The sequence below is a fragment of the Streptomyces sp. NPDC050121 genome, assembly GCF_044460385.1.
Taxonomy (GTDB): domain Bacteria; phylum Actinomycetota; class Actinomycetes; order Streptomycetales; family Streptomycetaceae; genus Streptomyces; species Streptomyces soliscabiei.
In genome coordinates this window covers 25,297-48,100 of sequence record NZ_JBITJV010000029.1, presented here as the reverse complement: position 1 = coordinate 48,100, position 22,804 = coordinate 25,297, and the positions used below count along the sequence as shown (strand labels likewise).

The following is a 22,804-nucleotide window of genomic DNA, read 5'->3' as shown; positions in this document are numbered from 1 at the left end:
TTTCGGATGCTTAACCAGCGGGCATGAGCCGTAAGCGCTGTGGGCAATGACGCCTGCGGCGCACTTGCGGGGTGAACGACGCCGCTCTCCCCGCCTTCCGGGCCGACGGACACCGATCTGATCGATCTCGTCCCGTCCGGCCCCCATATAACTTTCAGCCACGTGCGCGAGACCCCTTTCGCGAGCTCGTGGCGTCCGCATGTTGGAACGGAGTATCCGGTTCCCGAGAACCGCTCCATCATGTAACCTGCACGAAATTTTGCGCTCACGCAGAGGGCCAACGTCGTCCCTTCGCACGCCAGATATGCCACTTGAGACGACGACGGGAGAGCCGATGCGTACGCCGCGCCAGCCGTCCCAGCATTCCGCGAATGGCCAGAACTGGTCTTTCATGGATGCTCGCCCTGCTGCGCAGGGTATGTACGACCCCCGCAACGAGCACGACGCCTGTGGCGTCGGCTTCGTGGCCACCCTCACCGGTGAGGCGAGCCACACGCTGGTCGAGCAGGCGCTCACCGTTCTGCGCAACCTCGAACACCGCGGCGCCACCGGCTCCGAGCCGGACTCCGGCGACGGCGCGGGCATCCTCACCCAGGTCCCCGACGCCTTCTTCCGCGAGGTGGCCGGTTTCGAGCTGCCCGAGGCCGGCGGCTACGCCGTCGGTATCGCCTTCCTCCCGGAGGACGGCCTGCAGGACGCCGTCTCGCAGATCGAGACGATCGCCGACGACGAGGGCCTCACCGTCCTCGGCTGGCGCGAGGTCCCGGTCGCCCCCGAGCTCCTCGGCGCCACCGCCCGCTCCACGATGCCCGCCTTCCGCCAGGTCTTCGTGACCGACGGCGCCTCCCAGGGCATCGACCTCGACCGCATGGCGTTCGTGCTGCGCAAGCGCGCCGAGCGCGAGGCCGGCGTCTACTTCCCCTCGCTGTCCGCGCGGACGATCGTGTACAAGGGCATGCTGACCACCGGCCAGCTCGAACCCTTCTTCCCGGACCTGTCCGACCGCCGCTTCGCCTCGGCCGTGTCGCTCGTCCACTCGCGCTTCTCCACGAACACCTTCCCGTCGTGGCCGCTCGCGCACCCGTACCGCTTCGTCGCGCACAACGGTGAGATCAACACCGTCAAGGGCAACCGCAACTGGATGCGCGCCCGCGAGTCGCAGCTCGTCTCCGACTTGTTCGGCTCTGCCGACCATGGGCACAGCGGATCCGACGAGAAGGCCATCGAGCGGATCTTCCCGGTGTGCACGCCGGACGCCTCCGACTCGGCGTCCTTCGACGAGGTGCTCGAACTGCTCCACCTCGGCGGCCGTTCACTGCCGCACTCCGTGCTGATGATGATCCCGGAGGCGTGGGAGAACCACGACTCCATGGACCCGGCCCGGCGCGCCTTCTACGAGTTCCACTCCACGATGATGGAGCCCTGGGACGGCCCGGCCTGCGTCACCTTCACCGACGGCACCCAGGTCGGCGCCGTCCTCGACCGCAACGGTCTGCGTCCCGGCCGCTACTGGGTCACCGACGACGGCCTCGTCGTCCTCGGCTCCGAGGTCGGCGTCCTGGACATCGACCCCGCCAAGGTCGTCCGCAAGGGCCGCCTCCAGCCCGGCAAGATGTTCCTCGTCGACACCGCCGAGCACCGCATCATCGAGGACGACGAGATCAAGGCGAACCTCGCCGCCGAGAAGCCCTACGCCGAGTGGCTCGAGGCCGGCGAGATCGAGCTCGTCGACCTGCCCGAGCGCGAGCACATCGTGCACACGCACGCCTCGGTCACCCGCCGCCAGCAGACCTTCGGCTACACCGAGGAAGAGCTGCGCGTCCTGCTCGCGCCGATGGCCAAGGCCGCCGCCGAGCCGATCGGTTCGATGGGCACCGACTCGCCGATCGCCGCGCTCTCCGCGCGCCCGCGGCTCCTCTTCGACTACTTCACCCAGCTGTTCGCGCAGGTCACCAACCCGCCGCTGGACGCCATCCGCGAGGAACTGGTCACCTCGCTGCGCTCCTCCCTCGGCCCGCAGGGCAACCTGCTCGAGCCGAGCGCCGCGTCCTGCCGGACCGTCACCCTGCCGTTCCCGGTGATCGACAACGACGAGCTGGCCAAGCTCATCCACATCAACGCCGACGGCGACATGCCCGGCTTCAAGGCCGCGACCCTCTCCGGCCTGTACCGGGTACACGGCGGCGGCGACGCCCTCGCCGCGCGCATCGAGGAGATCTGCGCCGAGGCCGACGCCGCCATAGACAACGGCGCCCGCCTCATCGTCCTCTCCGACCGCCACTCGGACGCCGAGCACGCGCCGATCCCGTCGCTGCTGCTCACCTCGGCCGTCCACCACCACCTCATCCGCACCAAGCAGCGCACCCAGGTGGGCCTGCTGGTGGAGGCCGGCGACGTCCGCGAGGTCCACCACGTCGCCCTGCTGATCGGGTTCGGCGCCGCCGCCGTCAACCCGTACCTGGCGATGGAGTCGGTCGAGGACCTGCTGCGCGCCGGCACCTTCCTCGACGGCATGGAGCCCGAGCAGGCGATCCGCAACCTGATCTACGCGCTCGGCAAGGGCGTTTTGAAGGTCATGTCCAAGATGGGCATCTCGACCGTCGCCTCCTACCGCGGCGCCCAGGTCTTCGAGGCCGTCGGTCTCGACGACGCCTTCGTCGAGAAGTACTTCAACGGCACGGCCACCAAGATCGGCGGCGTCGGCATCGACGTCGTCGCCAAGGAGGTCGCCGCCCGCCACGCCAAGGCCTACCCGGCGTCCGGCATCGCGCCCGCCCACCGTGCCCTGGAGATAGGCGGCGAGTACCAGTGGCGCCGCGAGGGCGAGCCGCACCTGTTCGACCCGGAGACGGTCTTCCGCCTCCAGCACTCCACGCGCACGGCCCGCTACGACATCTTCAAGAAGTACACGGACCGCGTGAACGAGCAGTCCGAGCGCCTGATGACGCTGCGCGGACTCTTCGGCTTCAACTCGGGCCGCGCGCCGATCTCCATCGACGAGGTCGAGCCGGTCTCCGAGATCGTCAAGCGGTTCTCCACCGGCGCCATGTCGTACGGCTCCATCTCCCTGGAGGCGCACGAGACCCTCGCCATCGCCATGAACCAGCTGGGCGGCAAGTCCAACACCGGTGAGGGCGGCGAGGACGCGGACCGCCTGTACGACCCGGCGCGCCGCTCCGCCATCAAGCAGGTCGCCTCCGGCCGCTTCGGTGTGACGAGCGAGTACCTGGTCAACGCGGACGACATCCAGATCAAGATGGCCCAGGGCGCCAAGCCCGGCGAGGGCGGCCAGCTGCCCGGCCACAAGGTGTACCCGTGGGTCGCCAAGACCCGTCACTCCACCCCGGGTGTCGGTCTGATCTCCCCGCCGCCGCACCACGACATCTACTCCATCGAGGACCTGGCCCAGCTGATCCACGACCTGAAGAACGCGAACCCGCAGGCGCGGATTCACGTGAAGCTGGTCTCCGAGGTCGGCGTCGGCACGGTCGCCGCGGGTGTGTCGAAGGCCCACGCGGACGTCGTCCTGATCTCCGGCCACGACGGCGGCACGGGCGCCTCGCCGCTGACCTCGCTGAAGCACGCGGGCGGTCCCTGGGAACTCGGTCTCGCCGAGACCCAGCAGACGCTGCTGCTCAACGGCCTGCGCGACCGCATCGTCGTACAGACCGACGGCCAGCTGAAGACCGGCCGTGACGTGATCATCGCCGCGCTGCTCGGCGCCGAGGAGTTCGGTTTCGCGACCGCGCCGCTCGTCGTCTCCGGCTGCGTCATGATGCGCGTCTGCCACCTCGACACCTGCCCGGTCGGCATCGCCACCCAGAACCCGGTGCTGCGCGACCGCTTCGCCGGCAAGGCCGAATACGTCGTGAACTTCTTCAAGTTCATCGCCGAAGAGGTCCGCGAGCTCCTCGCCGAGCTGGGCTTCCGCTCGATCGAGGAGGCCGTCGGCCACGCCGAGGTCCTCGACGTCGAGCGCGCCGTCGACCACTGGAAGGCGCAGGGCCTGAACCTGGCCCCGCTGTTCCACGTGCCCGCCCTGCCCGAGGGCGCGGCGCTGCACCAGGTCGTCGCGCAGGACCACGGCCTGGAGAAGGCGCTCGACAACGAGCTGATCAAGCTCGCCGCCGACGCCCTGGCCGCGGACTCGGCGACCGACGCCCAGCCGGTGCGCGCCCAGGTCTCCATCCGCAACATCAACCGCACGGTCGGCACCATGCTCGGCCACGAGGTCACGAAGAAGTTCGGCGGTGCGGGCCTGCCCGAGGACACCATCGACATCACCTTCACCGGCTCCGCCGGCCAGTCCTTCGGCGCCTTCCTCCCGCGCGGTGTCACGCTGCGCCTGGAGGGCGACGCCAACGACTACGTCGGCAAGGGCCTCTCCGGCGGCCGCGTCATCGTCCGCCCGGACCGGGGCGCCGACCACCTCGCCGAGTACTCGACGATCGCGGGCAACACCATCGCCTACGGCGCGACCGGCGGCGAGCTGTTCCTGCGCGGCCGCACCGGTGAGCGGTTCTGCGTCCGCAACTCCGGCGCGACGGTCGTCTCCGAGGGCGTGGGCGACCACGGCTGCGAGTACATGACCGGCGGTCACGCGGTGGTCCTCGGCGAGACGGGCCGCAACTTCGCGGCCGGCATGTCCGGCGGCATCGCCTACGTGATCGACCTGAACCGCGACAACGTCAACGTCGGCAACCTGGACGCCGTCGAGGCGCTGGACGACAGCGACAAGCAGTGGCTGCACGACGTGGTGCGCCGCCACGCCGAGGAGACCGGCTCGACGGTCGCCGAGAAGCTGCTCGCCGACTGGGACGCGTCCGCGGAACGCTTCAGCAAGATCATCCCCAGCACGTACAAGGCAGTGCTCGCCGCCAAGGACGCCGCCGAGCGAGCGGGACTCTCCGAGTCCGAGATCACCGAGAAGATGATGGAGGCGGCGACCAATGGCTGACCCGAAGGGCTTTTTGAACCACGGCCGTGAGGTCGCCAAGTCCCGTCCCGTCGACGTGCGTCTGAAGGACTGGAACGAGGTCTACGTCCCCGGTTCGCTGCTGCCGATCATCGGCAAGCAGGCCAGCCGGTGCATGGACTGCGGCATCCCGTTCTGCCACAACGGCTGTCCGCTCGGGAACCTGATCCCCGAGTGGAACGACTTCGCCTACCGCGAGGACTGGACGGCGGCCTCCGAGCGTCTGCACGCCACGAACAACTTCCCGGAGTTCACGGGCCGTCTGTGCCCCGCCCCGTGCGAGTCGGCGTGTGTGCTGGGCATCAACCAGCCGGCCGTCACCATCAAGAACGTCGAGGTCTCGATCATCGACAAGGCGTGGGAGACCGGTGACGTCGCCCCGCAGGCCCCCGAGCGGCTGTCCGGCAAGACCGTCGCGGTCATCGGCTCGGGCCCGGCGGGTCTGGCCGCCGCCCAGCAGCTGACCCGGGCCGGCCACACCGTCGCCGTGTACGAGCGCGCGGACCGCATCGGTGGTCTCCTGCGGTACGGCATCCCCGAGTTCAAGATGGAGAAGCGGCACATCAACCGCCGCATCGAGCAGATGCGCGCGGAGGGCACCCGCTTCCGCACCGGCATCGAGATCGGCCGCGACCTCAAGGGGACCGATCTGAAGAAGCGCTACGACGCGATCGTCATCGCCGCCGGCGCGACGACCGCCCGTGACCTGCCGGTGCCGGGGCGCGAGCTCAAGGGCGTCTACCAGGCCATGGAGTACCTGCCGCTGTCCAACAAGGTCCAGGAGGGCGACTACGTGGTCTCGCCCGTCTCGGCCGAGGGCAAGCACGTCGTGGTCATCGGCGGCGGCGACACCGGCGCGGACTGCGTGGGCACCGCCCACCGTCAGGGCGCGGCCTCCGTCACGCAGCTGGAGATCATGCCCCGCCCGGGCGAGGAGCGCAGCGCCGGCCAGCCGTGGCCGACCTTCCCGATGCTGTACAAGGTCACCTCGGCGCACGAGGAGGGCGGTGAGCGGGTCTACTCCGTCTCCACCACCCACTTCGAGGGCGACGAGGACGGCAACGTCCAGTGGCTGCACCTCACCGAGGTCGAGTTCATCGACGGCAGGCTGACCCCGAAGCCGGGCACGGAGCGCAAGATCCCCGCCCAGCTGGTCACCCTCGCCATGGGCTTCACCGGCACCGACCGCGAGAACGGCCTGGTCGAGCAGTTCGGCCTGGAGCTCGACGAGCGCGGCAACATCGCCCGCGACGCCGACTTCGCCACCAACGTCCCCGGCGTGTACGTCGCCGGTGACGCGGGCCGCGGCCAGTCCCTCATCGTGTGGGCGATCGCGGAGGGCCGCTCGGCCGCCCGCGGCGTCGACCGGTTCCTGACCGGCGCGAGCGAACTGCCCGCCCCGATCCGCCCGACGGACCGCTCGCTGATGGTCTGACGGTTCATCCAGAGAACGTCCCGTACAAAGGCGTACGGGCGGGATATCTGGGGGCAGCAACGAAAGCGGCTCTGCCGCGGGCCCCCAGACCCCCCGAGACGGCGCCTGCCCCACAGTCCCCGACCGGACGACCGGGCAGGCGCCGTCGCATGTCCGCGCACCGGCGGACCGTGCCCTACGGCACCCGGTACGTCTCCCCGTACACCTGCCACTGCAGTGGCGGACGCAGGTCCAGGTTGCCCTGCTGGAGGAAGCGGCGCTGGGTCGTGTCGACGCGGGAGGTGTCGATGCCGGGGTGCCGGGTCAGCATGGCGCGGCGGCGGGCGTCGAGGAAGGCGTTGAGGTAGGCGGCCTCGTCGCCGCCCTGCGCGGGGGTGCGGGCCTGCTGCATCGCACGGGCGCGGATCCCCTCGAAGCTGGTCGGGCCCGTGCCGGGGCCGTGGAAGACCAGCGCGTCGTAGTAGATGAACTGGCCCAGCGCGCCCAGGCCGTCCGCCCGGCCGCGGTGCACCGCCGGGTCGAAGTAGACGCGGTCGCGTTCGGCGTCCTGGGCCGCGCGGAAGGCGGGCACCGTCGACTCCGCCCGCCAGGCCGCCGGGAACCCCGGGTCCAGACCGGCGTGCGAGGCGGTGCCGTCGACCCGGCGCAGCGCCGGGAGGTAGCGGGCGAGGGCGTTGCCCGGATGCGCCCGGGTGTAGTCCTCGACGAGGGCGAGCAGATCGTGGGTGCCGGTGCAGAAGCCGATCAGTCCCGCCGTGTAGCCCTGGCCGTCGCCGATGTCCTCGACATAGCCGTAAGCGGCGCGCCAGTTGAGGGTGCCGTTCTCGGCGGTGGCCACGATCTGCTGGGCGAGTTCCTTCTGCGCCGGGGCGGCGAGGCCCGGCGGCGTGACCAGGACACCGGGCGTCGGCTGGGCGGGCTGTGCGGGGGCGAGCAGGTACACCGTCGACGCTACGGCGGCGCAGACCAGGGCGGCGGCACGTTTCATGGCGCACACTTTAAGGCCGGAATGTCGCGTTCCTTGTCATTCCATACTCATGCGTAGCCGAATGAACAAAAGGGCGAACCAGGTGGGTGTGGGAGGCTGTGCGCCATGGTCGCGATCAGTCTCACCAAGGTGCAGGAGACGGCCCCCGCGCTGGTCGATCTGTACAAGAGCGCCGGGGTTTCCCTCGTCAAGCACGGTCTCGACGGGCAGCGGGCCGCCGTCTATCTCGTCGTCGACTACTCGGGGTCGATGAAGCCGTACTACCAGGACGGCAGCGTGCAGGCGCTCGCCGACCGGGTGTTGGGGCTGTCCGCGCACCTCGACGACGACGGCCGGGTGCCGGTGGTCTTCTTCTCCACCGACGTCGACGCCGTCACCGACATCGCCCTCGCCGACCACCGGGGGCGGGTGGACCGCATCGTGGCCGGGCTCGGACACATGGGCAGGACCAGCTACCACCTCGCCATGGACGCCGTCATCGACCACTACCTCGACAGCGGCTCGGCGTACCCGGCGCTCGTCGTCTTCCAGACCGACGGCGGCCCCATCAACAAGCTCGCCGCGGAACGCTATCTGTGCAAGGCGTCGAAGCTGCCGCTGTTCTGGCAGTTCGTCGGCTTCGGCGACCGGGGCAGCAAGCAGTTCGACTTCCTGCGCAAGCTCGACGAGCTGCCCGTGCCGGGGAAGCGGGCGGTCGACAACGCCGGGTTCTTCCACGCCGGTTCGGATCCGGCGAAGGTGACGGACGCGGAGCTGTACGACCGGCTCGTGGGCGAGTTCCCGAAGTGGCTGGTGGCCGCCCGCGCAGCGGGCATCGTACGGCCGTAGCCGCTTAGCGGCTGCTGTCCGCACCGTTGGCTCGGCGGGCCCTTCGTGCCACTCTGATGTTGGTCCGACGGGGAGGCGGCGACGTATGAGTGACGGCCTGCGAACGGTGAACGAGACTGCGGACAGCGGGAGTCCGAGGACGAGGGGGGAGCCCGGCAAGGGCGAGAGGCTCGCCGACTGGGCCGACGGACGGCTGGGACTGTACGCGCTGGCGAAGGCCAACCTGCGCAAGGTGTTCCCCGACCACTGGTCCTTCATGCTGGGCGAGATCTGCCTCTACAGCTTCCTGATCCTCCTCCTCACCGGCGTCTACCTCACCCTGTTCTTCGAGCCGAGCAGCGCCGAGGTCGTCTATCACGGCTCGTACGTCCCGCTCAACGGCGTCACGATGACCAAGGCGTACGAGTCGACGCTCCACATCAGCTTCGACGTGCGCGGCGGGCTGCTGATCCGGCAGATCCACCACTGGGCGGCGCTGGTCTTCGTCACCGGCATGCTCGTGCACATGATGCGGGTGTTCTTCACCGGCGCGTTCCGCAAGCCGCGCGAGGTCAACTGGCTGTTCGGCTGGCTGCTGCTGTTCCTCGGCATCCTCACCGGCCTGACCGGCTACTCGCTCCCCGACGACCTGCTCTCCGGCACCGGCGTCCGGTTCGCCGACGGCGCGATCCTGTCCATCCCGATCGTCGGGACGTACATCTCGTTCTTCCTCTTCGGCGGGGAGTTCCCTGGCCACGACATCATCTCCCGGTTCTTCCCGATCCATGTCCTGCTGCTGCCCGGGATCATGCTGGGGCTCGTCGTCGCCCACCTCATCCTGGTGTTCTTCCACAAGCACACCCAGTACCCGGGGCCAGGCCGCGACCAGAAGAGCGTGGTCGGCATGCCGTTCATGCCGGTCTACATGGCGAAAGCGGGCGGGTTCTTCTTCCTGGTCTTCGGCGTGCTGGCGGTGATGGGCGGGATCGCCAGCGTCAACCCCGTGTGGGCGTTCGGACCGTACCGGCCGGACCTGGTGACGACCGGCGCCCAGCCCGACTGGTACCTCGGCTTCTCCGAGGGGCTGATCCGGGTGATGCCGGGATGGGAGATCAACGCCTGGGGCCACACCCTGGAGCTGGGCGTCCTCATCCCGTTCTCGCTGTTCCCGTTGATCCTGCTCGCCATCGGCCTCTACCCGTTCGTCGAGGCGTGGATCACCGGCGACAAGCGGGAACACCACATCCTCGACCGGCCGCGCAACGCGCCCGTGCGCACCGGCCTCGGCGTGGCCTGGCTGACCCTGTACGTGGTGCTGCTGATCGGCGGCGGCAACGACATCGTGGCCACGCATCTGCATCTGTCCATCAACTCGATCACCTGGTTCGTGCGGGTGTCCGTGTTCGTCGGGCCCGTCGTCGCCTTCATGGTGACCAAGCGGATCTGCCTCGGGCTGCAGCGCCAGGACCGGGACAAGGTGCTGCACGGCCGTGAGACCGGCCGCCTCAAGCGTCTCCCGCACGGCGAGTACATGGAGGTCCACGAGCCCCTGGACCGGGCCCGGCTGTTCACTCTCACCCAGCACGAGCAGGCCCCGCCGTACGAGATCGGGCCGCTCGTCGACCACAACGGCGTGCGCCGGCCGGTCACGGTGTCCCAGCGGGTGCGGGCGCGGCTGGCGCGGGCCATGTTCGGTGCCGACAGCCACATCCCGAAGCCGACGCCGCAGGAGTACCGCGAACTGACCGACGGGGACGGGCACGGGCCGGGGCACGGGTAGCGGCACGGCCGCGGGTACGGGTACGGGCGCTGAGTCGGCCGTACCCGTCGACCGGCCCCTGCTCGGTCATTCCTTGGGCGGCCAGGTGCGCAGCAGGGCGTCGAGCGCGTCGAGGATCCGCGTCCAGCTCTCCTGGGTGTCGGGGGCGCTGTGGCTGAAGCCGCCGCCGAGTTCCAGACTGACGTAGCCATGGAAGACGCTGCCCAGCAGGCGCACGGCGTGCGTCTGGTCCGGCTCGGTGAGGTCGTAGCCGCGCAGGATCGCCCGGGTCATGCGGGCGTGACGCCCGCCCGCGCTCGCGGCCGCCGCCTGCGGGTCGAGTGTCAGCTGGGCCGCGGCGTAGCGGCCGGGGTGCTCGCGGGCGTAGTCCCGGTAGACGTCGGCCAGGGCCGTCAGGGCGTCCTTGCCGGCCCGGCCGGCCAGCGCGAGTTCGCCCCGGTCGGCGAGTTCCTCCAGGGCGAGCAGGGCGATCCGGGTCCTGAGGTCGTCGGAGTTCCTCACGTGCGAGTACAGGCTCGCGACCTTGACGTCGAAGCGCCGGGCGAGCGCCGAGACGGTCACCTGGTCGAAGCCGACCTCGTCGGCCAGCTCCGCTCCCGCCCGGACCAGGCGTTCCGTGCTCAGCCCTACGCGCCCCATGGCCGTCCTCCCGTTTCGATCACCGACGCCACCCTGCCATGTCCTGAGGTGCCGTGCCGATCTGCCGAAACAATTTAAGCGTTTGCCTAGGAGACCTAGGCAAATTAGCCTGCGTCTATGAAGCCGTTGACCGAGCAAGAGATCCGTGCCGCGTTCGTGAACTGCACCAAGGGGGAGGCCAAGCGCCTTTCCGTGCCGCGCGACCTGGCCGAGCAGCCGTGGGACGACCTGGACTACCTCGGCTGGCGGGATCCCCAGGCCCCCGACCGGGCCTATCTCGCCGTCGAGCTGGACGGCCGGCTGAAGGCCCTGGCGCTGCGTTCCTCCGCCTCCGGCTCCTGGCAGACCCGGCGCAGCATGTGCACGCTGTGCCTGACCACCCACTCCGGGGGCGTCTCGCTGATGGTCGCGCCGAAGGCGGGCCGGGCCGGCCAGCAGGGCAACTCCGTGGGTGCCTACATCTGCAGCGACCTCGCCTGCTCGCTGTATGTGCGCGGCAAGCGGGACGCGGGGGTCGGGGCGCGGCTGCACGAGACGATCACGCTGGAGGAGAAGATCGAGCGGACCGTCGCGAACCTCGCCGGGTTCATCGCCAAGGTGACCGGCTGAGGCTAGGGCCTGTCCGGCGGATCATGCCGCAGACGCGGGGAATGGTGCGCCCTCCCCCACTCTTGGCTGCGCTCGGGCGGGAGGACTCCCATCGCGTCGACGCCTTCCTCCGCCTTGCAGCTGCACGCACCATTCCCCGCTCACCTGCGTCGATCAGGCGCCGCTGCTTTCCTGCGACCTGGTCCGCCGGACAGGCCCCAGGCGCGGCCGTTCAGTATCTCCGCCCGGCAGTCCTGCGGGGCGCCCCATGCCGTGCGCAGGGCGCGGGCCTTGGTGAGCCAGAGCGACAGGTCGTACTCCGCCGTGTAGCCGATCGCGCCGTGCAGCTGGAGCGCCGCGCGCGCGGTCGTGTACGCCGCCTCGCAGGCGCTCGCCTTCGCGGCGGCGACATCCGCCGGCGCCATCGTGACGGCGGCGCCCAGGACCAGGGGCCGGGCGAACTCCAGCGCGATCTTCGCGTCCGCCAGCCGGTGCTTGACCGCCTGGAACGAGCCTATGGGCACCCCGAACTGCACGCGCTGCCCCACATGGGCCACGGTCCGCTCCAGCAGTGCGAGGCCCACGCCCAGCGCCTGCGCCGCGGTGGCGAGGCGGGCCCAGCGCAGGGCGCGCCGCACGGGCGGGTCCGCGGCCAGGAGCTCACCGCCCGGCAGCAGGCGGGTCAGACGGCGGGCGGGGTCGAGCGACGGACGCACCGTGCCGTCGTGGCCGGGCGCGAGACGGAGGCCGTCGGCGCCCAGGGCCAGATGCACGGCCGCCGTGTCACCGTCCAGCGCGTACGCCCCCTCGTACGCCACCGTCGCCATCGACTCGCCCGCGGCCAGCGCCGGGAGGAACCGCTCGGCGGGGCCCGGATCGGGCAACAGGGCCGCCGCGGCCACCGTCTCCACCAGCGGACCCGGCACCGCGTGCCGCCCCAACTCCACGAAGGCGACGGCCAGTTCGACCGGCCGCAGCCCCAGGCCCTTGTGCGCCTCCGGGATCGCCAGGGCGAAGACGCCGGCCTCGGCGATCCGCGCCCACAGGGCACGCCCGCTCGCCTGCTCGCCCCGGCTCCAGTCCCGTACGACCGAGGGCGTCGCGGCGGCCGTCAGCATGGCGTGCAGGGAGTCGGCGAACGCCCGCTGTTCGGTGTCCAGGAGGAAACGCATCAGCGGCGGCCCTTCGGCAGGCCGAGCAGACGCTCGGCGATGATGTCGCGCTGGATCTCGTTCGTGCCGGCGTAGACGGGTCCGGCGAGGGCGAACACATAGGCCTCGGCCCAGGCGGAGTCCGCCGACTCGCCCTCCTCGCCCAGCAGGTCGAGGGCCGTCTCCTGCAGCGCGATGTCGTACTCGGACCAGAAGACCTTGTTCAGGCTGGACTCCGGGCCGATCGACTCGCCGTCCAGGAAGCGGGACGCGGCCGCGTAGGCGAAGAGCTGGTAGGCGCGGGCGCCGGCCAGCGCGTCGGCGACCCGGTCCTGGGCCCAGGCGGGTCGGCCCCTGTCCAGCCAGAGGCGGTGGAGGCGGTCCGCGGCGGCGAGGAAGCGGCCGGGGGAGCGGAGCGTCAGCCCCCGCTCGTTGCCTGCCGTGGACATGGCCACCCGCCAGCCCTCACCGGGCACGCCGATCACGTCCTCGTCCGGCACGAACACCTCGTCCAGGAACAGCTCGGCGAACGCCGGCTTTCCGTCGAGGCGGCCGATCGGACGGACCGTGACGCCGGGCGCGCGCAGGTCGAACATCAGGTACGTCAGGCCCTGGTGCGGACGGGGAGCCGCCGGGTCGCTGCGGAACAGGCCGAACGCGCGGTCGGCGAAGGCCGCCCGCGACGACCACGTCTTGAGGCCGTTCAACCGCCAGCCGCCGTCCGCGCGGACCGCCCGGGAGCGCAGCGAGGCCAGGTCCGAGCCCGCCTCCGGCTCCGACCACGCCTGCGCCCAGACCACCTCGCCGGTCGCCATCGGCGGCAGCACGCGCGCGCGTTGTTCCTCCGTGCCGTGGTCGAAGAGGGTCGGCGCGAGCAGACTGACGCCGTTCTGGCCGACCCGGCCCGGCGCGCCCGCCGCGTAGTACTCCTCCTCGAAGACCAGCCAGCGGATCAGCCCGGCGTCCCGCCCGCCGTAGCGCGCGGGCCAGTTCACCGCCGACCAGCGGTCCGCGGCCAGTTCGGCCTCCCACGCGCGGTGCGCCGCGAAGCCCTCCCCGGTCTCCAGCGACGGGAGCGGAGCGGACGGCACGTGCGCGTGCAGCCAGGCGCGGGCCTCGGCGCGGAATGCCTCCTCGGCTGGTGTGAGGTCGAGGTCCATCAGCGACACTCCTTCCCTAACAAGTGTTTGGTAGGTTAGCGTGGCCCCATGACAGGCGTCGAGAGCCCGGCGTACGAACCCGGGCACGGGCTGCTCAGCGGGCGTACCGCCGTCATCACGGCCGCCGCGGGCGCCGGGATCGGCGGGGCCACCGCGCGCCGCTTCCTGGAGGAGGGCGCGCGCGTGCTGATCAGCGACGCGCACACGCGCCGGCTCAAGGAGCACGAGGCCCGGCTGGCCGGTGAGTTCGAGGGGGCGGTGGCGGCTCTCCCCTGTGACGTCACCGACGAAAGCCAGGTACAGGCCCTCTTCGACACCGCCGTACGACTGCACGGCCGCCTCGACATCGTCGTGAACAACGCCGGTCTGGGCGGCACTTCGGACCTCGTCGACATGAGCGACGAACAGTGGTCCCGGGTGCTCGACGTGACACTGAACGGCACGTTCCGCTGCACGCGGGCGGCCCTGCGGCTGATGCGCGGGACCGGCGGGGGCGTCATCGTCAACAACGCCTCCGTCATCGGCTGGCGCGCCCAGGCCGGACAGGCCCACTACGCCGCCGCGAAGGCCGGCGTGATGGCGCTGACCCGGTGCTCGGCGATCGAGGCCGCCCCGTACGGCATCCGCGTCAACGCCGTCGCGCCCAGCCTCGCCATGCACCCGCACCTGGTGAAGGTGACCTCGCCCGACCTGCTGGAGGAACTGACGCGACGCGAGGCCTTCGGGCGGTACGCCGAGCCCTGGGAGGTGGCCAACGTGATCGTGTTCCTCGCGTCGGGCTACTCGTCGTACATGACGGGCGAGGTCGTCCCCGTCAGCAGCCAGCACGCCTAGGACGACAATGGACCCGTGCCTCCTACGAAGAAGAAGCCCCAGGTGACCGCCGCGCCCGCGCGCCGCGCCGAACTCCTCGACACCGCCGCCGAGGTCTTCGCCGAGCAGGGCTACAACGCCACCACCGTGCGCAAGATCGCGGACCACGCGGGCATGCTCGCGGGCAGCCTCTACTACCACTTCGACTCCAAGGAGTCGATGCTGGAGGAGATCCTGCGCACCTTCCTCGACGAGCTGTGGGGCGGCTACGACGCCGTGCTCGCCGCCCGCCTCGGCCCCCGCCAGACCCTGGAAGCCCTGGTCACCGAGTCGTTCCGGGAGATCGACCGGCACCGCGCCGCCGTCGCGATCTACCAGAAGGAGAGCAGACAGCTCGTGGCGCAGGAACGGTTCGCGTTCCTCGCCGACTCACAGAGCCGGTTCGAGAAGGCGTGGCTGTCCACGCTGGAGCGCGGGGTCGCCGAGCAGGCCTTCCGCGCCGACCTCGACGTCCGGCTCGCCTACCGGTTCGTCCGCGACACGGTGTGGGTCGCCGCGTCCTGGTACCGGCCCGGCGGACAGCACAGCCCCGAGGAGATCGCCCGGCAGTACCTGTCGATGGTGCTGGACGGGATCGCCGTACGTGAATAGCCGATTCAACCGCCCTTTCCGGTTCCAGTGAGGGAGTCGCCATGGCCGAGGCCTACATCGTCGAAGCGGTCCGCACGCCCGTCGGGCGGCGCGGGGGAGGACTCGCCGGGGTGCATCCGGCGGACCTCGGCGCCCATGTGCTCAAGGAACTGGTCGCCCGCGCGGGCATCGACCCGGCGGCCGTGGAGGACGTCGTCTTCGGCTGCCTGGACGCGGTCGGGCCGCAGGCCGGGGACATCGCGCGGACCTGCTGGCTGGCCGCCGGGCTGCCCGAGGAGGTGCCGGGCGTGACCGTGGACCGGCAGTGCGGCTCCTCGCAGCAGGCCGTGCACTTCGCCGCGCAGGGCGTGCTGTCCGGGACGCAGGACCTGGTGGTCGCGGGCGGCGTGCAGAACATGTCGCAGATCCCGATCGCCTACGCCACCCGGCAGGCCGCCGAGCCCCTCGGCTTCACTCAGGGCCCGTTCGCGGGCAGCGAGGGCTGGCGCGCGCGGTACGGGAACCGGCCCGTCAACCAGTTCGCCGGCGCCGAGATGATCGCCGCCAAGTGGGGCATCAGCCGCCAGGACCAGGAGGAGTTCGCGCTGCGCTCGCACCGGCGGGCGGTGCGCGCGCTCGACGAGGGCCGGTTCGCGCGGGAGACCGTGGCCTACGGGGACGTCCTCGCCGACGAGGGACCGCGCCGGGACACCTCCCTGGAGAAGATGGCCGCCCTGAAGCCCGTCATCGACGGCGGCACCGTCACCGCCGCCTGCTCCTCTCAGGTCTCCGACGGCGCGGCGGCCCTGCTGCTGGCCTCGGAGCAGGCGGTACGGGAGCACGGGCTGACGCCCCGCGCGCGTGTGCATCACCTCTCCGTGCGCGGCGAGGACCCCATCCGCATGCTGACGGCTCCGATCCCGGCCACCGCGCACGCCCTGAAGAAGACCGGCCTGTCGATCCACGACATCGACCTCGTCGAGATCAACGAGGCGTTCGCGCCCGTCGTCCTGGCCTGGCTGAAGGAGACCGGCGCGGACCCGGAGAAGGTCAACGTCAACGGCGGCGCGATCGCCCTCGGTCACCCCCTCGGCGCGACCGGCGCGAAGCTGATGACGACCCTGCTGCACGAACTGGAGCGCACGGGCGGCCGCTTCGGTCTCCAGACCATGTGCGAGGGCGGGGGCCAGGCGAACGTGACGGTCATCGAGAGGCTCTGACGGTCGCCGAGAGGCTGTGACGGTCATGGAGAGGCTGTGACCGTGTGACGGTCATGGAGAGGCTGTGACCGTGTGACGGTCATGGAGAGGCTGTGACCGGGCATGGAGAGGCTCTGACGGTCATCGTGGGGGCGTGAGCCGCTCCCGGACCTGTTCCGCCTCCTTCATGATCCGTTCCACCAGCTCCGCGCACGACGGCAGGTCGTCGATCACCCCGGCGACCTGCCCGGACGCCATCACCCCCAGGTCCGTACGGCCCTCCACCATCGCGGATCTGAGCAGCATCGGGGTGTTCGCGGCGAGCAGCACCTGGCTCCACGTCAGGTCCTTGCCGTGCCGCATCGCCAGCCCGTCGTGGACCAGCTGACGCCAGGTCAGCCCCGACAGCCTCCGGAAGCCGGCCGCCCGCCGGACCGCGTGCACCAGGGCTTTCGCGCGCGAAAAGTGCTCCAGCGAGGCCACCAGGTCCGTGCGCAGCATGCGATGCGGCAGGCCGTCGACCGCCCGCGTCACCGTCACGTCCCTGACGGTCGCCGCCAGATACCGGGCCTTCACCGCGTCCGGCACCGTCGAGTCCGACGTGAGCAGGAACCGCGTCCCCATCGCCACGCCCGCCGCCCCGTACGCCAGCGCCGCCATCAGCCCCCGCCCGTCGAAGAAGCCGCCCGCCGCCACGACCGGGATGTCCACCGCGTCCACCACCTGCGGCAGCAGCACCGTCGTCGCCACGTCGCCGGTGTGTCCGCCGCCCTCGCCGCCCTGCACGACCACCGCGTCCGCCCCCCACGCGGCGACCTTCTCGGCGTGTCGGCGGGCGCCGACCGAGGGGATCACGACGACCCCCGCCTCCTTGAGCTCGGCGATCAGCTCGCGGGAGGGGGCCAGCGCGAACGACGCGACCCGCACCCCCTCGTCGACGATGATCCGCACCCGGTCGCCGGCGTCCGCCGCGTCCGCGCGCAGATTGACCCCGAACGGGGCGTCGGTACGGGATCTGACCTCCCGTACGGCCTCCCGCAGCCCGTCGACCGTCATCGTCGCCGAGCCCAGGACGCCCAGCGCCCCCGCGTTCGCCGTAGCCGACACCAGACGCGGACCCGCCACCCACCCCATCCCGGTCTGCACGATCGGGTGGCGGACCCCGACCAGCCGGGTGAGCGCCGTCTCCATCAGGCGGCGACCTCCCGCGCGCGGGCGTCCCCCGGATCGAGCACCTCACGGATCAACCGCAGCTCCTGTGCCGTCGGTTCACGGGTGAACGGCACCTCGTCCGGGACCACCAGCTCGAAGCCCGTCGCCTCCCGGACCTGCCCGACGCTCACCCCGGGATGCAGCGAGGCCAGCCGCATGCGGTGGTCGGGGGTGGCGAAGTCGAAGACACCGAGGTCGGAGACGACCCGCGGGATGCGGTGATGGCGTGCGCCGGCCGCACGGTCGTAGCCGACCCCGCACACCATGTCGACCCGCTCGACGAAGACCCGCCGGGAGTGCCTCGGGATCCAGTAGCTCGTGGGGTTGTTGAGGGTGTTGACCGGCGCGCCCCGCACCCCCAGCAGCTGCCGTTTCGGCTTCGCCCAGTCGCCGATGCAGGCAATGTTCTGGTTGCCGTAGCGGTCGAGCTGGCTCGCGCCCATCATCACGTGCCGCCGCCCCCCGGTGACGAGGGCCAGGTGCTGCCGGTACGGCAGCCAGCCCTCGACGGCGCCGTCGGGGCGGACGATCACCGCCTCGCCGTCGGTGAGGAGCAGGTCCGGCGCGAACGTGAGCCGGGCCAGCCGGGCGCCCACGGACGGGATCAGGCCCATCGGGGCGGCCAGGATCTCGCCCGCACCGCGCCAGGCCTCGGCACAGGCGATCACGCAGTACTCGGCACGCGTGGTCATGCGTCCTCCCCGGCCGTCGACTGGTACGCCTGTTCGTCCCCGGCCAGATGGCGGGCCGCGAACTCCGGCCAGGGCGTGCTCGCGTACCGCTTCTGGAACGCCTCGTCGCGGCCGTAGTCGGGCGCGCAGGACGTGAAGTGCGCCCCGTTCGGCGCCTCCACGACCCCTGTCACCGTGTGCCGCTTGATCAGCAGCGACTGCGGCGGCCCCTGCTTCGTCAGCTCGGCCGTGTCGACGATCCGCTCGCACGACACATAGGCCGTGTCCGCCGCCTCGCAGAACAGGTCGTCGAAGTACGGGTCCGGGCCCAGGTACTGCCCGTTGCCCAGCCGGTCGGCCCGGTTGACGTGCACCAGGGCCGCGTCCAGCCGCAGGGCGGGCATGGCCACGAACGTCTCCCGGTCCTCGTACGGCGACGTCACCGTCCGCAGGCCCGGGTTGACCCGCATCACGTCCGAACCGAGGCCCGCCCGCACCGGCAGGAACGGCAGCCGGTTCGCGGCCGCGCGCAGACCCCACATGAACATCGCCTCGTCGACCTCCGTCAGTTCGAAGGCCCCGCGCTCGCGCGCCGCGCGGTAGTGAGGTTCGAGGGGGATCGAGTCGAGGGTGACGAACGCGGCCACCAGCCCCCGGATCCGCCCGGCCGCGGCGAGCATCCCGACGTCCGGACCGCCGTACGAGACGACGGTGAGGTCGCTGATCTGCGACCGCAGCAGCGCCCTGACCAGGGCCATCGGCTTGCGGCGCGAGCCCCAGCCGCCGATGCCGAGGGTCATGCCGCTGTGCAGCCGGGACACGACCTCCTCGGCGGTCATCGTCTTGTCACTCACCCGAGCCCCCTCCTGCCTGTCCCGCCTCGTCCTTGCCTTCCTTGCGTTCCTTGCCTTCCTCGGCTTGGTCGGCTTCCTTGCCGAACGTGTCGCGGACGCGGTCGGCCACCCCGCCGACGCTCGCCTCGTAGGTGAAGCCCTGCTCGAAGCGGTAGCTGCGGCGCACATCGACCGGGTCGATGCCGTTGAGAGCGGCCTTGGCCAGGCGCAGCAGCTCACCGTCCTTCGCGGCGATCTCGCCGGCCAACGCCAGGGCGGCCGCGCGCAGTTCCTCGCGCGGCACCACCCGCCACACAGAGCCGTGCGCGTGCAGCTCGGCCGCCGTGACCGTGCGCGCGGTGTAGTACAGGGCGCGCAGGAGGTGCTGGGGGACCAGCCGGGCCAGGTGGGTGGCCGCGCCCAGGGCGCCCCGGTCCAGCTCGGGCAGCCCGAACACGGCGTCCTCGCTCGCCACGACCACGTCCGCGTTGCCCACGAGTCCGACGCCGCCGCCCAGGCAGTGGCCGTGCACGGCCGCGACCACGGGCACCTCGCACTCGTACACCGCGGCGAACGCCTCGAAGCAGCCGCGGTTGGCGCCGATCAACGCGCTCGGGCCGTGTGCCTGGATCTCCTTGATATCGACGCCCGCGTTGAAGCCGCGACCCTCGGCCGCCAGCACCACACACCGCGTCCCGGGATCACGGCCCGCCGCGCGCACCGCGTCGGCCAGCGCGAACCAGCCGCTCACCGGCAGCGCGTTGACGGGCGGAACGTCAACGGTGACAAGAGAAATCCCCTTTTCGGGGGACGAGGTGGAGACACCCATGGAAGCATCAGCTACCTTTCCACCAAACGTTTGTTAGGTGGAAAGGTAGCAGCGAATGGAGCTGGACGGGAAGGTCGCCGTCGTCACCGGTGGCACCCGCGGAGTGGGCGCCGGCATCGCGCGCTCCCTCACGCGCGCGGGCGCCGAGGTCGTGGTCTGCGCCCGCCGACCGCCCGAAGTCCCGCTCGAGAAAACCGAGTTCATGCCGTTGGACGTGCGCGACGCCGACGCCGTACGGCACTTCTTCGCCGGACTGCCCCGACTCGACGTCCTCGTCAACAACGCCGGCGGCGCCCCTTACCGCCCCCTCGCACAGGCCGGCGCCGAACGGCACGCGCGCGTGATCGAGCTCAACCTCCTCGCCCCCCTGACCGTGTCCCTCGCCGCCTACGACCACCTCAAGCGCGCGCAGGGCTCGGTCGTGATGATCGGCAGCGTCAGCGGCAGCCGCCCCTCGCCCGGCTCGGCCGCCTACGGCGCGGCCAAGGCGGGACTGGAGAACCTCGCACGGTCCATGGCCGTCGAGTGGGCCCCGCAGGTGCGCGTGAACACCCTGGTCGTCGGCATGGTCCACACCGAGCTGACCCACCTCCACTACGGCGGCGCGGACGGCGTCGACGCCGTCGCCCACACGGTGCCGCTGGGCCGGCTGGCCACACCGTCCGACGTCGGAGCCGCAGCCGTCTTCCTCGCCTCCGACGCGGCCGCCTACATCAGCGGGGCGAGCCTGCTCGTGCACGGGGGAGGGGAGCGGCCCGCTTTCCTCGACGCCGCAACTGCCAACAAGGAGACGTGAGATGAGCGGAATCTGTGACGGGCGGGTCGTCGTCGTCACCGGCGCGGGACGCGGCCTCGGGCGCGCGCACGCGCTCGCCTTCGCGGCGCAGGGCGCCCGCCTGGTCGTCAACGACCTGGGAGTCGGGCTGGACGGCACCCCGGGCGCCGACAGCCCGGCCTCCCGCGTGGCCGAGGAGATCCGTACGGCCGGCGGCGAGGCCGTCACGCACGGAGGGGACATCGCCACCCCCGAGGGCGCCGCGTCCCTCGTCGCGACCGCCCTGGAGACGTACGGCCGACTCGACACCCTCGTCAACAACGCCGGCTTCCTGCGCGACCGGATGCTGGTCAACCTGGACGAGGACGACTGGGACGCGGTCGTCCGCGTCCACCTCAAGGGCCACTTCCTCACCCTGAAGCACGCCGCCGCGCACTGGCGCGCCGAGGCCAAGGCGGGCCGCGCACCGGCCGCCCGGATCGTCAACACCAGCAGCGGCGCCGGGCTGCTGGGCTCGGTCGGGCAGGGCAACTACAGCGCCGCGAAGGCCGGGATCGTCGCGCTCACACTGGTCGCGGCCGCCGAACTCGCCCGCTACGGCGTCCAGGCCAACGCCATCGCACCCGCCGCCCGCACCCGAATGACGGAACGGACCTTCGCCGACACCATGACCGCCCCGGAAACCGGTTTCGACGCCATGGCCCCCGACAACGTCTCCCCGCTCGTCGTCTGGCTCGGCTCCGCCGCGAGCGAGGGCGTCACCGGCCGCGTCTTCGAGGCGGAGGCCGGCCGGATCACCGTCATGGACGGCTGGCGCGCCGGCCCCACCGCCGACAAGGGCGCACGCTGGGACCCGGCGGAGGCGGGGACGGCCGTACGCAAACTGCTGACGGAGGCGGAGCCCCCCGGGGCGGTGTACGGAGCGTAGGTGTACGCACCGCTACGTGTCGCACTCCAGGACCGTGCGGCACAGTCCGCACCGCGCCCGCACCCGCCCCCGCACCGGCACCCGGATCCGCTGATGGCAGGTCGGACACGGGAACGTCACCCGCAGCGGCCCCGGCGGATCCGGAGCGAAGGCGTACGCGGTGTCCGGGGCCGCCGCGGACCGGTGGTCCTGGGCGTGCCGGCGATCGCGGGCGTAGCGGCGCCGGCCCGCCCAGCCCGCCGCCGTCAGCGGAGGCTGCCGCGCGTCATGAAGCGCCCGCTCCATGCCCCGCCCGTACGCCGTGTACGCCTGCGCGCTGGTGAACCACACCGACGGATCCTCACCGAACACCAGCGACCGCTTCGCCAGCACGTACCCGAACTCCTCCGGCGTCAGATACCCCAGCTTCTGCGAGGACGCCCCGTCCTCCCGGTACGCGTCCAGCAGCAGCCAGCCCGCCCCCAGATACGTCGTCGCCGTGTCGGTGAGGATCTCGTTGTCCCGCGTCCCCGGGAACGACAGACCCACCCGATGCAGATAGACGTGCATGATCTCGTGCGCCAACGCCGCGCCGATGTCCCGCCGATGCCTGCGGAACCGGTCGTTCAGCTCCACGAAGTACTCGGGACCCGCCGTGAGCTCGACGTTCGCCGCATGCTCCATCTCCCGGAACGCGACGATCATCCGGGCGTCCGGCAACCGGAAATGCCGCACCAGCTCACGGGCCACCCGCTGCGCCCCCAGATGCAGATCGTCGGTGTCGCAGAACGCCACGTCCACCGGAGGCACACTGGTCGCGAACTGGTGGATGGTGTCGTACGACAACCGCCGGTACAGCGCCGTGACGGCCGTCCGTACCGTCTCCAGATGCGGATAACCATGCTCGACCGGTCCGCCGTCCGCCACGCCCGCACCCCCAAGAGGCCGTGCACCCCAGTACACCCGGTTCCACTGTACGAGGACACGGCGCACTAGGGTGATCGCCCATGACCACCAGCAACACCCCCGGCCCCGCAGCCGGCGACGTCGACCCCGCCGTCCGCGAGGAGCTCGCCCGGCTCCGCGACAGCATCGACAACATCGACGCCGCCGTCGTCCACATGCTCGCCGAACGCTTCAAGGCCACCCAGCAGGTCGGCCACCTCAAGGCCCGCCACCAGCTGCCGCCCGCCGACCAGGCCCGCGAGGCCCGCCAGATCACCCGGCTGCGCACCCTCGCCGAGAGCGCCAAGCTCGACCCCGCGTTCGCCGAGAAGTTCCTCAACTTCATCATCGCCGAGGTGATCCGCCACCACGAGCGCATCGCCGAGGACACCGTCAACGGCTCCACCGCCTCCCCGAGCTGAACCCACGGGGCGTGCGGACGCCGTCCGTGCAGGCGACCGCACGCC

At 71.3% G+C, this 22,804-nt stretch carries 20 protein-coding genes; 11 read left to right on the top strand and 9 right to left on the bottom strand.

Translation table 11 applies throughout. The features are described 5' to 3' along the window. The first annotated feature begins 334 nt into the window (after window positions 1-334). Window positions 335-4,957 (top strand): glutamate synthase large subunit, encoded by a 4,623-nt coding sequence (gene gltB, locus ACIBTS_RS34300; RefSeq protein ID WP_399324616.1) that lies wholly within the window; start codon window positions 335-337, stop codon window positions 4,955-4,957. Then, window positions 4,950-6,410, top strand: a complete 1,461-nt coding sequence (locus ACIBTS_RS34295; RefSeq protein ID WP_319673380.1) for a glutamate synthase subunit beta — start codon at window positions 4,950-4,952, stop codon at window positions 6,408-6,410. Before gltB ends, ACIBTS_RS34295 begins: the two co-directional genes overlap by 8 nt. A gap of 175 nt (window positions 6,411-6,585) precedes the next feature. On the opposite strand, the gene ACIBTS_RS34290 is transcribed toward ACIBTS_RS34295, so the two are convergent. Beyond that, window positions 6,586-7,398 carry a chitosanase gene (locus ACIBTS_RS34290; RefSeq protein ID WP_319673381.1) on the bottom strand — a complete coding sequence of 271 codons (813 nt, stop codon included), beginning with the start codon at window positions 7,396-7,398 and terminating at the stop codon, window positions 6,586-6,588. Between the two features lie 105 nt (window positions 7,399-7,503). On the opposite strand from ACIBTS_RS34290, the gene ACIBTS_RS34285 reads away from it, so the two are divergent. After that, window positions 7,504-8,226, top strand: a complete 723-nt coding sequence (locus tag ACIBTS_RS34285; RefSeq protein ID WP_319338674.1) for a VWA domain-containing protein — start codon at window positions 7,504-7,506, stop codon at window positions 8,224-8,226. Window positions 8,227-8,311: 85 nt separating this feature from the next. Continuing rightward, the gene (locus tag ACIBTS_RS34280; protein ID WP_399324615.1) at window positions 8,312-9,985 is read left to right on the top strand and encodes a cytochrome bc complex cytochrome b subunit; all 1,674 of its coding nucleotides are present in this window, start codon (window positions 8,312-8,314) and stop codon (window positions 9,983-9,985) included. A 66-nt stretch (window positions 9,986-10,051) separates the two neighbouring features. On the opposite strand, the gene ACIBTS_RS34275 is transcribed toward ACIBTS_RS34280, so the two are convergent. Next, entirely contained in the window at window positions 10,052-10,624 is a 573-nt protein-coding gene (locus ACIBTS_RS34275; protein ID WP_399324614.1) for a TetR/AcrR family transcriptional regulator, read from the bottom strand. A gap of 117 nt (window positions 10,625-10,741) precedes the next feature. Here ACIBTS_RS34275 and ACIBTS_RS34270 point away from each other — a divergent pair, with 117 nt between their 5' ends. Beyond that, a complete protein-coding gene (locus ACIBTS_RS34270) occupies window positions 10,742-11,233 on the top strand; it encodes an FBP domain-containing protein (protein WP_399324613.1) in 492 nt (163 codons plus the stop codon). Between the two features lie 140 nt (window positions 11,234-11,373). On the opposite strand, the gene ACIBTS_RS34265 is transcribed toward ACIBTS_RS34270, so the two are convergent. Both ACIBTS_RS34265 and ACIBTS_RS34260 read right to left on the bottom strand, forming a co-directional pair. Then, a complete protein-coding gene (locus ACIBTS_RS34265; protein ID WP_399324612.1) occupies window positions 11,374-12,384 on the bottom strand; it encodes an acyl-CoA dehydrogenase family protein in 1,011 nt (336 codons plus the stop codon). Then, entirely contained in the window at window positions 12,384-13,523 is a 1,140-nt protein-coding gene (locus tag ACIBTS_RS34260) for an acyl-CoA dehydrogenase family protein (RefSeq protein WP_399324611.1), read from the bottom strand. The genes ACIBTS_RS34265 and ACIBTS_RS34260 overlap by 1 nt, the downstream gene beginning before the upstream one ends. Before the next feature lie 48 nt (window positions 13,524-13,571). Between ACIBTS_RS34260 and ACIBTS_RS34255 the strand changes: the two genes are divergently transcribed. Genes ACIBTS_RS34255 through ACIBTS_RS34245 form a run of 3 tightly spaced genes read left to right on the top strand, consistent with a single transcriptional unit; the run spans window position 13,572 to window position 16,186 of the window. Continuing rightward, window positions 13,572-14,357 carry an SDR family oxidoreductase gene (locus ACIBTS_RS34255; protein ID WP_319338664.1) on the top strand — a complete coding sequence of 262 codons (786 nt, stop codon included), beginning with the start codon at window positions 13,572-13,574 and terminating at the stop codon, window positions 14,355-14,357. Window positions 14,358-14,372: 15 nt separating this feature from the next. Then, window positions 14,373-14,987 (top strand): TetR/AcrR family transcriptional regulator, encoded by a 615-nt coding sequence (locus ACIBTS_RS34250; RefSeq protein ID WP_079662980.1) that lies wholly within the window; start codon window positions 14,373-14,375, stop codon window positions 14,985-14,987. 41 nt (window positions 14,988-15,028) lie between these two features. Beyond that, entirely contained in the window at window positions 15,029-16,186 is a 1,158-nt protein-coding gene (locus ACIBTS_RS34245) for an acetyl-CoA C-acetyltransferase (RefSeq protein ID WP_319338659.1), read from the top strand. 120 nt (window positions 16,187-16,306) lie between these two features. On the opposite strand, the gene ACIBTS_RS34240 is transcribed toward ACIBTS_RS34245, so the two are convergent. The 4 genes from ACIBTS_RS34240 to ACIBTS_RS34225 are packed head-to-tail and all read right to left on the bottom strand — an operon-like array spanning window position 16,307 to window position 19,710. After that, window positions 16,307-17,356: an NAD(P)H-dependent flavin oxidoreductase gene (locus ACIBTS_RS34240; RefSeq protein WP_399324610.1), complete on the bottom strand. Its 1,050-nt coding sequence runs from the start codon at window positions 17,354-17,356 to the stop codon at window positions 16,307-16,309. Then, on the bottom strand, window positions 17,356-18,069 hold the full coding sequence (locus ACIBTS_RS34235) for a CoA-transferase subunit beta (protein WP_399324609.1): 714 nt from the start codon (window positions 18,067-18,069) through the stop codon (window positions 17,356-17,358). The genes ACIBTS_RS34240 and ACIBTS_RS34235 overlap by 1 nt, the downstream gene beginning before the upstream one ends. Then, window positions 18,066-18,902: a CoA transferase subunit A gene (locus ACIBTS_RS34230; RefSeq protein ID WP_399324608.1), complete on the bottom strand. Its 837-nt coding sequence runs from the start codon at window positions 18,900-18,902 to the stop codon at window positions 18,066-18,068. The genes ACIBTS_RS34235 and ACIBTS_RS34230 overlap by 4 nt, the downstream gene beginning before the upstream one ends. Continuing rightward, on the bottom strand, window positions 18,895-19,710 hold the full coding sequence (locus ACIBTS_RS34225) for an enoyl-CoA hydratase family protein (RefSeq protein ID WP_399324607.1): 816 nt from the start codon (window positions 19,708-19,710) through the stop codon (window positions 18,895-18,897). Before ACIBTS_RS34225 ends, ACIBTS_RS34230 begins: the two co-directional genes overlap by 8 nt. 55 nt (window positions 19,711-19,765) lie before the next feature. Between ACIBTS_RS34225 and ACIBTS_RS34220 the strand changes: the two genes are divergently transcribed. Beyond that, window positions 19,766-20,506: an SDR family oxidoreductase gene (locus ACIBTS_RS34220; RefSeq protein WP_399324606.1), complete on the top strand. Its 741-nt coding sequence runs from the start codon at window positions 19,766-19,768 to the stop codon at window positions 20,504-20,506. Window position 20,507: 1 nt separating this feature from the next. Then, entirely contained in the window at window positions 20,508-21,413 is a 906-nt protein-coding gene (locus tag ACIBTS_RS34215) for an SDR family oxidoreductase (protein ID WP_399324605.1), read from the top strand. Window positions 21,414-21,425: 12 nt separating this feature from the next. Here ACIBTS_RS34215 and ACIBTS_RS34210 read toward each other — a convergent pair whose 3' ends face one another. Next, window positions 21,426-22,319 carry a hypothetical protein gene (locus tag ACIBTS_RS34210; RefSeq protein ID WP_319673395.1) on the bottom strand — a complete coding sequence of 298 codons (894 nt, stop codon included), beginning with the start codon at window positions 22,317-22,319 and terminating at the stop codon, window positions 21,426-21,428. A gap of 80 nt (window positions 22,320-22,399) precedes the next feature. On the opposite strand from ACIBTS_RS34210, the gene ACIBTS_RS34205 reads away from it, so the two are divergent. Beyond that, window positions 22,400-22,759: a chorismate mutase gene (locus tag ACIBTS_RS34205; RefSeq protein WP_399324604.1), complete on the top strand. Its 360-nt coding sequence runs from the start codon at window positions 22,400-22,402 to the stop codon at window positions 22,757-22,759. Window positions 22,760-22,804 lie beyond the last annotated feature (45 nt).

Coding starts and splice junctions, on each gene's coding strand:
- ACIBTS_RS34240 (WP_399324610.1), bottom strand. CDS start 17,356: ATGGAGACGGCGCTCACCCGGCTGGTCGGGGTCCGCCACCCGATCGTG.
- ACIBTS_RS34245 (WP_319338659.1), top strand. CDS start 15,029: ATGGCCGAGGCCTACATCGTCGAAGCGGTCCGCACGCCCGTCGGGCGG.
- ACIBTS_RS34295 (WP_319673380.1), top strand. CDS start 4,950: ATGGCTGACCCGAAGGGCTTTTTGAACCACGGCCGTGAGGTCGCCAAG.
- ACIBTS_RS34270 (WP_399324613.1), top strand. CDS start 10,742: ATGAAGCCGTTGACCGAGCAAGAGATCCGTGCCGCGTTCGTGAACTGC.
- ACIBTS_RS34255 (WP_319338664.1), top strand. CDS start 13,572: ATGACAGGCGTCGAGAGCCCGGCGTACGAACCCGGGCACGGGCTGCTC.
- ACIBTS_RS34290 (WP_319673381.1), bottom strand. CDS start 7,398: ATGAAACGTGCCGCCGCCCTGGTCTGCGCCGCCGTAGCGTCGACGGTG.
- ACIBTS_RS34265 (WP_399324612.1), bottom strand. CDS start 12,384: ATGCGTTTCCTCCTGGACACCGAACAGCGGGCGTTCGCCGACTCCCTG.
- ACIBTS_RS34275 (WP_399324614.1), bottom strand. CDS start 10,624: ATGGGGCGCGTAGGGCTGAGCACGGAACGCCTGGTCCGGGCGGGAGCG.
- ACIBTS_RS34280 (WP_399324615.1), top strand. CDS start 8,312: ATGAGTGACGGCCTGCGAACGGTGAACGAGACTGCGGACAGCGGGAGT.
- ACIBTS_RS34235 (WP_399324609.1), bottom strand. CDS start 18,069: ATGACCACGCGTGCCGAGTACTGCGTGATCGCCTGTGCCGAGGCCTGG.
- ACIBTS_RS34215 (WP_399324605.1), top strand. CDS start 20,508: ATGAGCGGAATCTGTGACGGGCGGGTCGTCGTCGTCACCGGCGCGGGA.
- ACIBTS_RS34205 (WP_399324604.1), top strand. CDS start 22,400: ATGACCACCAGCAACACCCCCGGCCCCGCAGCCGGCGACGTCGACCCC.
- ACIBTS_RS34285 (WP_319338674.1), top strand. CDS start 7,504: ATGGTCGCGATCAGTCTCACCAAGGTGCAGGAGACGGCCCCCGCGCTG.
- gltB (WP_399324616.1), top strand. CDS start 335: ATGCGTACGCCGCGCCAGCCGTCCCAGCATTCCGCGAATGGCCAGAAC.
- ACIBTS_RS34225 (WP_399324607.1), bottom strand. CDS start 19,710: ATGGGTGTCTCCACCTCGTCCCCCGAAAAGGGGATTTCTCTTGTCACC.
- ACIBTS_RS34260 (WP_399324611.1), bottom strand. CDS start 13,523: ATGGACCTCGACCTCACACCAGCCGAGGAGGCATTCCGCGCCGAGGCC.
- ACIBTS_RS34220 (WP_399324606.1), top strand. CDS start 19,766: ATGGAGCTGGACGGGAAGGTCGCCGTCGTCACCGGTGGCACCCGCGGA.